The sequence below is a fragment of the Streptomyces sp. NPDC054840 genome (assembly GCF_053611065.1).
Map to the genome: position 1 here is coordinate 1 of NZ_JBSGZP010000874.1, position 2529 is coordinate 2529.

Below are 2529 nucleotides of genomic sequence, written 5' to 3' on the forward strand. Positions count from 1 at the left end.
GGGCCTGAGCGAGGCACGGGCCGCCGCGGTCGCGGACGCGGCCGTCCTGGCGGCCGCGTGCCGCCTCAAGGCCGCCGCGGCGAGCGGATCCGTGCCGGGGCCGGCCGCGATCCCGCAGCCGTACCGCCTGGGCCGCCGGCCCCTGACCTCCCTGGCCCACGCGTTCCGCAGCTCCGACATCGTCGCCGCGGCCCGTGCAGCGGCCACCGCCGGCCCGCCGGACCTGAACCTTGACCCGGTCGGCGCCTGAGGGGCGTCGTGCGGGCGGGCGGGGGTCGTACGCGGGTCCGCGCGCGGTGGGGTCTCAGAGCTCCGCGAGGTCCAGCCCGGCCTGCGCGGCGGCCGCCTGCACGGTCTGTTCCAGCAGGACGGCAATGGTCATCGGGCCGACACCGCCCGGTACCGGGGTGATCAGCGAGGCCCGGGCGGCGGCCGACTCGAAGTGCACGTCGCCGACGTTGCCCTCGTTGTACCCCGCGTCCAGGACCACCGCGCCCGGCTTGATGTCCTCGCCCCGGATGAACTCGGCCTTGCCGACGGCGGCGACCAGCACGTCCGCCTGGCGCACGATCGAGGGCAGGTCCTGGGTGCGCGAGTGGCAGTAGGTGACGGTGGCGTTCTGCTCCAGCAGCAGCATCCCGGCGGGCTTGCCCAGGATCGCGCTGCGGCCGACGACGACGGCGTGCTTGCCGGTCAGGTCCACGTCGTAGGCGGCGAGCAACCGCATGATGCCGCCGGGGGTGCAGGAGACGAAGCCCGGCAGCCCGAAGCCCATGGCGGCGAAGGAGTGCATGGTGACCCCGTCGACGTCCTTGCCCGGGGCGATGGCCTCGAATGCGGCGCGCTCGTCGATGTGGTGCGGGACGGGGTGCTGAAGCAGGATGCCGCTGACCCCTGGGTCCTCGGAGAGCGCGGTGAGGGTGGCCACCAGTTCCTCGGTGGTGGTCCCGGCCGGCAGCTCGACGTGGCGGGAGGTGATCCCCGCCTTGGCACAGCGGTTCTGCTTCATGCGGACGTAGGTCACCGAGGCCGGGTCCTCGCCGACCAGCACGGTCGCGAGGCAAGGCGCGGTGCCGGTGCGCTCAGTGATCTTCGCCGCGTAGGCGGCGGTCTGCTCCGAGATGCGGCGGGCGAGGGCCGTGCCGTCCATCAGCTGGGCGGATCCGGTGGCAGGGGCAGGGGCAGTCTGGGCAGTCGTCACGGGGTCTCCTGAACGTCGCTGCGGATCGCGGATCGCCCAGGCGCGCGGCAGTCGGCGTACCGGAGGTCCACAGGTACGCCGGGCCGCTCCCCGGTGGTGATCCACCCGAACGCCAGTCACGGCCCGCCGACCACTGTAGACGACATATCCGGTGGTTGTCGGGCGTCCGACCTGGGACGATCAATACATGACGCGTACTTTCGACCATCTTGTCGCCGAGGCCGAGTCCGTCTCCGTGGACGGCTGGGACTTTTCCTGGCTCGACGGCCGGGCCACCGAGCAGCGCCCCTCCTGGGGCTTCCAGAGGCTGATGAGCGAGCGCCTGGCCCAGGTCCGGTCCGCGCTGGACATCCAGACCGGCGGCGGCGAGGTCCTGGCCGGATGCGCTCCGCTGCCGCCGTTGACGGCCGCCACGGAGTCCTGGCCACCCAACATCGAGAAGGCGACGCGGCTGCTGCACCCGCTGGGCGCGGTGGTGGTCGCCGACTCCGACGAGCCGCCGCTGCCCTTCGGCGACGCGGCCTTCGAGCTGGTGACCAGCCGGCACCCGGTGTCGATCTGGTGGGAGGAGATCGCGCGGGTGCTGGCTCCGGGCGGCAGCTACCTCTCGCAGCAGGTCGGTCCGTCGAGCGTCTTCGAGCTCGTCGAGTACTTTCTCGGCCCGCAGCCGGAGGAGGTCCGGCGCGGTCGGCACCCCGACGACGCGGTCGCCGATGCCGGTGCGGCCGGCCTCGAAGTACTCGATCTGCGCTCCGAACGACTGCGCACGGAGTTCCACGACATCGGAGCCGTGATCTACTTTCTACGGAAGGTGATCTGGATGGTGCCCGGCTTCACGGTCGGGCAGTACCGGGACCGGTTGCGTGAGCTCCATGAACAGATCGAGCGCGAAGGTCCGTTCGTCGCTCACACCGCCCGCTTCCTCATCGAAGCCCGCAAAACGGGCTGATCTGAAGGGCGGACGGATCTGCGCCGGATCGGGTTGCGCGGCCACAGCGTGGCGCAGGTCACTCAATTCAGCGCGTAACGAATCGACTCGGGCATGCGATGAACCGACAGGTGTCCTCGCGCGGCCCCGGAATACAGACCCCCCTCGGGTCTGTTTCCCGAGTTCGCGCGATGATGTCCCGCCCACCATTTATTTGTTCGCAACGAGAGGCTCCTTGTGTCGCTCAGCCCGTCCCGTACGTTCCCTCCGGAGATCGCCGAATCCGAGGCCCTGGTCGCGCTCGTCGAGCGCGGCCGCGAGCAGGGTCACATCAACGGTGACGACGTGCGCCAGGCCTTCGAGGCCGGCCGCATCCCGGTGGACCAGTGGAAGCGGGTCC

General features: G+C 71.2%; 3 protein-coding genes and 1 riboswitch. Of the genes, 2 read left to right on the plus strand and 1 reads right to left on the minus strand.

The genetic code is table 11. From position 1 onward, the window contains the following. Positions 1-250 (plus strand): hypothetical protein (locus tag ACWGIU_RS35300; protein ID WP_453712178.1); only part of this gene is annotated, 250 nt, incomplete at its 5' end. A gap of 54 nt (positions 251-304) precedes the next feature. Here ACWGIU_RS35300 and ACWGIU_RS35305 read toward each other — a convergent pair. After that, positions 305-1150 (minus strand): bifunctional 5,10-methylenetetrahydrofolate dehydrogenase/5,10-methenyltetrahydrofolate cyclohydrolase, encoded by an 846-nt coding sequence (locus ACWGIU_RS35305; RefSeq protein ID WP_453712180.1) that lies wholly within the window; start codon positions 1148-1150, stop codon positions 305-307. A 78-nt stretch (positions 1151-1228) separates the two neighbouring features. Further along, positions 1229-1331: riboswitch (ZMP/ZTP riboswitch) on the minus strand. Positions 1332-1388: 57 nt separating this feature from the next. Between ACWGIU_RS35305 and ACWGIU_RS35310 the strand changes: the two genes are divergently transcribed. Further along, complete coding sequence (locus tag ACWGIU_RS35310) at positions 1389-2150, plus strand: methyltransferase domain-containing protein (protein WP_453712179.1); 762 nt, start codon at positions 1389-1391, stop codon at positions 2148-2150. The last annotated feature ends 379 nt before the right edge of the window (positions 2151-2529 follow it).

What these genes read in the sequence shown, in the direction of transcription:
- ACWGIU_RS35305 (WP_453712180.1), bottom strand. Translation starts at nt 1,150, where the DNA reads ATGGACGGCACGGCCCTCGCCCGCCGCATCTCGGAGCAGACCGCCGCC.
- ACWGIU_RS35310 (WP_453712179.1), top strand. Translation starts at nt 1,389, where the DNA reads ATGACGCGTACTTTCGACCATCTTGTCGCCGAGGCCGAGTCCGTCTCC.